This window comes from Nocardia veterana NBRC 100344 (assembly GCF_000308855.1).
Taxonomy (GTDB): Bacteria; Actinomycetota; Actinomycetes; order Mycobacteriales; family Mycobacteriaceae; genus Nocardia; species Nocardia veterana.
Genome location: NZ_BAGM01000034.1, coordinates 1 through 4,145, shown reverse-complemented (window position 1 = coordinate 4,145; position 4,145 = coordinate 1). Strand labels below are relative to the sequence as shown.

7 protein-coding genes are annotated in these 4,145 nt (G+C 65.4%); 5 read left to right on the top strand and 2 right to left on the bottom strand.

Translation table 11 applies throughout. The features are described from left to right. Nucleotides 1–828 (bottom strand): helix-turn-helix domain-containing protein (locus tag ON37_RS06510; RefSeq protein ID WP_169332985.1); only part of this gene is annotated, 828 nt, incomplete at its 3' end. 228 nt (nucleotides 829–1,056) lie between these two features. Here ON37_RS06510 and ON37_RS33420 point away from each other — a divergent pair. The 5 genes from ON37_RS33420 to ON37_RS06490 all read left to right on the top strand — a co-directional run bounded on the left by ON37_RS33420 (nucleotide 1,057) and on the right by ON37_RS06490 (nucleotide 3,540). Beyond that, nucleotides 1,057–1,224, top strand: a complete 168-nt coding sequence (locus tag ON37_RS33420) for a hypothetical protein (protein ID WP_168441355.1) — start codon at nucleotides 1,057–1,059, stop codon at nucleotides 1,222–1,224. Between the two features lie 5 nt (nucleotides 1,225–1,229). Beyond that, nucleotides 1,230–1,403: a hypothetical protein gene (locus tag ON37_RS32750; RefSeq protein WP_157171363.1), complete on the top strand. Its 174-nt coding sequence runs from the start codon at nucleotides 1,230–1,232 to the stop codon at nucleotides 1,401–1,403. Continuing rightward, nucleotides 1,384–1,677, top strand: a complete 294-nt coding sequence (locus tag ON37_RS06500; RefSeq protein ID WP_040717876.1) for a hypothetical protein — start codon at nucleotides 1,384–1,386, stop codon at nucleotides 1,675–1,677. The genes ON37_RS32750 and ON37_RS06500 overlap by 20 nt, the downstream gene beginning before the upstream one ends. 163 nt (nucleotides 1,678–1,840) lie before the next feature. Further along, complete coding sequence (locus ON37_RS06495; protein WP_040717875.1) at nucleotides 1,841–2,923, top strand: S-(hydroxymethyl)mycothiol dehydrogenase; 1,083 nt, start codon at nucleotides 1,841–1,843, stop codon at nucleotides 2,921–2,923. After that, a complete protein-coding gene (locus ON37_RS06490) occupies nucleotides 2,920–3,540 on the top strand; it encodes an MBL fold metallo-hydrolase (protein WP_245553087.1) in 621 nt (206 codons plus the stop codon). The genes ON37_RS06495 and ON37_RS06490 overlap by 4 nt, the downstream gene beginning before the upstream one ends. A gap of 24 nt (nucleotides 3,541–3,564) precedes the next feature. Here ON37_RS06490 and ON37_RS06485 read toward each other — a convergent pair. After that, nucleotides 3,565–4,145, bottom strand: a 581-nt coding sequence (locus tag ON37_RS06485) for a glycoside hydrolase family 19 protein (RefSeq protein ID WP_157171362.1), incomplete at its 5' end; no start/stop codon positions are given.

Below are 4,145 nucleotides of genomic sequence, written 5' to 3'. Positions count from 1 at the left end.
AATCAGTGCTACCGATTCGGCTTCACTCAACGCTACACGGGTGATCTCCCGGAGAGCCTGGAAATATCTCCGCAGCTCAGCCTCCCGTTCCAAGTACAAATCACCGGTCCATCCCTCCACGTAGATGATCGGCGGCTGCGCCAGCCCAGAGATGAGATCGGGGAATTCCAGCAGCATGAACGACCCGACATACGCGCCGAGGTGACTCGACGAGTCGAACGGAACCACCCGGATGCATAGATTGGGAAGCTCCGAGAGCGTCACCAACTGCTCCAGCTGCTCGGCGTAGACGCTCGTACCGCCCACCCTTTCGTGCAGGACGGCTTCATACAACAGAGCGGTGATATGAAAGTTTGGGTCCTTCAGCCGCTCTTGCCGACGAGACTGCCACTCGATTCGTCGTTCCAGCTGTTCGGAAGGCATTTCTGGTCGTTCCGCCCATCCCATTGTCCTGCGATACGCAGGCGTCTGGAGGAGGCCCGGAAGGATAGTCGTCTTCCAGACCGTCATCCGGCTCGCGGCGTCCTCCAGCGCCAGATAGTGATCGAACCCGCTGTCCTGCGCGTCCGCGTATGCCCTCCACCAGCTCGCCGTCACCTTCCCCTCCCGGGACGCCCGGATCTCCTTCACCAGATCCAGACAGATTCGTCGCTCCTCGTCGGTGGCCCCGTAGCTGTCGCACAACGCGTTCACCTGGAGGCTGGTGATGCGCGTCGTCTGGCCCTCTTCGATGCGGCCGATCGTCTGGTGTGAGGTTTCCGCGATGCGGGCGGCCTGGGACTGGCCCATCCCCTTGGCATTTCGCAACCGCCGCAGTTCGCGGCCCAATGCTCGCTGCGCGAGAGTACTCCCTGACCCCATATCGTTAGCTCCCCTATCGATTATGTCCCGGTTTTCTGGACAGGTCCCCACTGGACAGGTTGCTGCCGGACGAGTTCGAACAATCGGGACGGCAACATGTGCCCGAATTCGCCGTCATTCGGCTTCGACTCGCGGCCCCGCCGGTGCAACCTCAACGCCGACAAGCACTTTCACATCGCAGGGAAAGTATCCATCATGGGGCTGCTCAACCACGATCGAATGCCGATCATGACCGTCTCCTACGCGCACATCATCATGCAATTGCACATCGACTGCGCTTTGTGCGTGTGCCCGGTGAAACAGCAGGCGAAGCAACGGCTCGTCGAGGCGAAGCACCTGGTACCGGACTCGGGGCGGAGGTGAGGCCGATGTTCTGGGAATTCGTTCTGCTGATCGGCATTCCGCTGTCCGTGCTCCTGCTCGCGGTGTTCTGGCCGGAGCAGATCGCCAAGTCCGAATCGCGCGATTCCGTGCGCGCGATCATCGACCGCATCGCGCGTGAGAACCGAGAGGCGAAATACCGTGACCGATACCGCGAATAGCGGCCACTTCCGGACCGAAGCCGGCGCATCGTCCGCATGGTGGCGGGTCGGCGACCGCGAGCGGGTGGAGATCACGCACTTCACCGATCACGAAACCCCCCTCGAGACGGTATCTTTCGGGAATTTCCGGGTGATGCGATATTCGTGCCACGGCGTGGTCTTCATCGACACCCCGACTTTGGCGCAAGCACATTCCCTCCTGCCGCAGTACCACCCCCTGTGGTGCGCGGTGAGCGAGGAGTTCCGGCGCCGAGACGCCCATCCACCCGGGTGAAACAGCGCGCGCTCGTCCTGGAGTGAAAATGGTTTCCACCAGCGTACGAGCGCCGTGACCGAGGAAATCGAACTATTGTCTGGACAGCTGTCCGGTGAGACCGGGGCGGGCATACACTGGCCCGTAAGGTGAACCGGAACCCTCGACGCGTAAAGGAGATTCCATGTCCCAGAAGGTTCGCGGCGTCATCGCCCGCAGTGTGGGCGCCCCGGTCGAGATCGTCGATATCGTCATTCCCGATCCGGGTCCGCACGACGTGGTGGTGCGGGTGCGGGCCTGCGGGGTGTGCCATACCGATTTGACCTACCGCGAGGGCGGCATCAACGACGAGTTCCCCTTCCTGCTCGGCCACGAGGCCGCCGGTGTGGTGGAGACCGTCGGCGATGCCGTCACCCATGTCCAGCCCGGCGATCACGTGGTGCTGAACTGGCGGGCGGTGTGCGGCCAGTGCCGGGCCTGCAAACGCGGCAAACCGTGGTACTGCTTCGACACCCACAACGCGAGCAAGCCGATGACGCTGGCCGACGGCACCGAACTGACCCCGGCCCTCGGCATCGGCGCCTTCGCCGACAAGACCCTGGTACACGAGGGACAGTGCACCGTGATCGACCCGGAGACCGATCCCGCCGTCGCCGGGCTGCTGGGCTGCGGCGTGATGGCCGGACTCGGCGCGGCGATCAACACCGGCGGGGTGAGCTACGGCGATTCGGTCGCGGTCATCGGCTGCGGCGGCGTCGGTGACGCCGCCATCGCCGGGGCCCGGCTGGCCGGCGCCACCACCATCATCGCGATCGACCGTGATCCGCGAAAGCTGGAGTGGGCCAAGGAACTCGGCGCCACCCACACCCTCGAGGCCGGCGACGACGTGGTCGAACGGGTACAGGAATTGACCGGTGGTTTCGGCGCCGACGTGGTGATCGACGCGGTCGGCCGGCCGGAAACCTGGAAGCAGGCGTTCTACGCGCGCGATCTGGCCGGCACCGTGGTGCTGGTCGGCGTACCGACGCCGGATATGACGCTGGAGATGCCGCTCATCGACTTCTTCTCACACGGCGGCTCGCTGAAATCCTCCTGGTACGGCGACTGCCTGCCGGAACGCGACTTCCCGATGCTGCTGGATCTCTACCGCCAGGGCCGGTTGCCGCTGGAGCGGTTCGTCAGCGAGCGCGTGGCCCTCGACCAGGTGGAGCAGGCCTTCACCACCATGCACCACGGCGACGTTCTGCGATCGGTGGTGACGCTGTGAAGATCGATCGCGTCGTCACCTCCGGGAAGTTCGAATTGGACGGCGGCAGTTGGGATGTCGACAACAACGTCTGGGTCGTCGGTGACGACGACGAAGCCGTTGTGATCGATGCCGCGCATCAGGCCGAGCCGATCGTCGCGGCCGTCGCCGATCGCACGGTGCGCGCGATCCTCTGCACCCACGCCCACAACGACCACATCAACGTGGCGACCGAACTGGCGCAGGCCCTCGACGCGCCGATCCGGCTGCACCCGGCCGACGAGGTCCTGTGGAGCGCGCTCTACCCCGACACCCGCTACGAACCACTCCACGACCGGGAGCGAATTCCGGTGGCGGACAGCGAAATCGAGATCCTGCACACCCCCGGACACTCGCCCGGCGCGGTGAGCCTGTACCTGGCCTCGGAGAAAACGGTCTTCACCGGCGACACCCTGTTCCAGGGCGGCCCCGGCGCCACCGGCCGCTCGTTCTCCAGCTTCCCGACCATCATCGAATCCATCCGCACCCGCCTGCTGACCCTGCCCGCGGACACCACCGTCCTGACCGGCCACGGCAACCCCACCACCATCGGCGCCGAAGCGCCCCACCTACCGGAATGGATCAAACGCGGACACTGACGGTGAAAGGCTCCACCCGGATCCCTACGGGCATTTCAGTACCTGGCAGACCTGGATGAAGTGATCGCGACGGACGTCTCGGCCGTTCGAACCACCGTTGATGATCCGCGAAACCGGGTCGATGCTCGCCGGGTCCCGGGGGTGGGCGTTGTCCGCCACGGCATTGAGGTTGTGGGTGGTCCAGTACCACGCGGCGGTGGCGAACGCGTACTGCGGATCGGCGACGAGCTCCGGGTGGTTGACGAAGTCGACGCCGAGCGCCTGGCTCGCGAGTTCGTAATTGTGGCGGCCGGTGAGCTGGAGGGCGCCGCGCCCCTTGTACTTGGGTCCGTCACCGGGCTGGGTGTTGCCGAGATCCGCGCGCCCGTCGTAGGCGCTGCCGTCGCTGTATTCGGTCAAGGTGGCGAAGCCATCGGTTTCCTGACCGATCTGAGCGAGGAAAGCGGCAGCACGCTGCGGTGTGTCGTCGATACCCGCCGCGGCCATCGCATTGTTGATCTGCGGCAGCCAGGCGCTGACATGCGCCTGATCGGCGCCGGGCAACGCAGCCGGTGCGGCAACAGGCTCGGGCGCCGGCGCGGCACTGGGCTGGGGCGCCGGCGCGG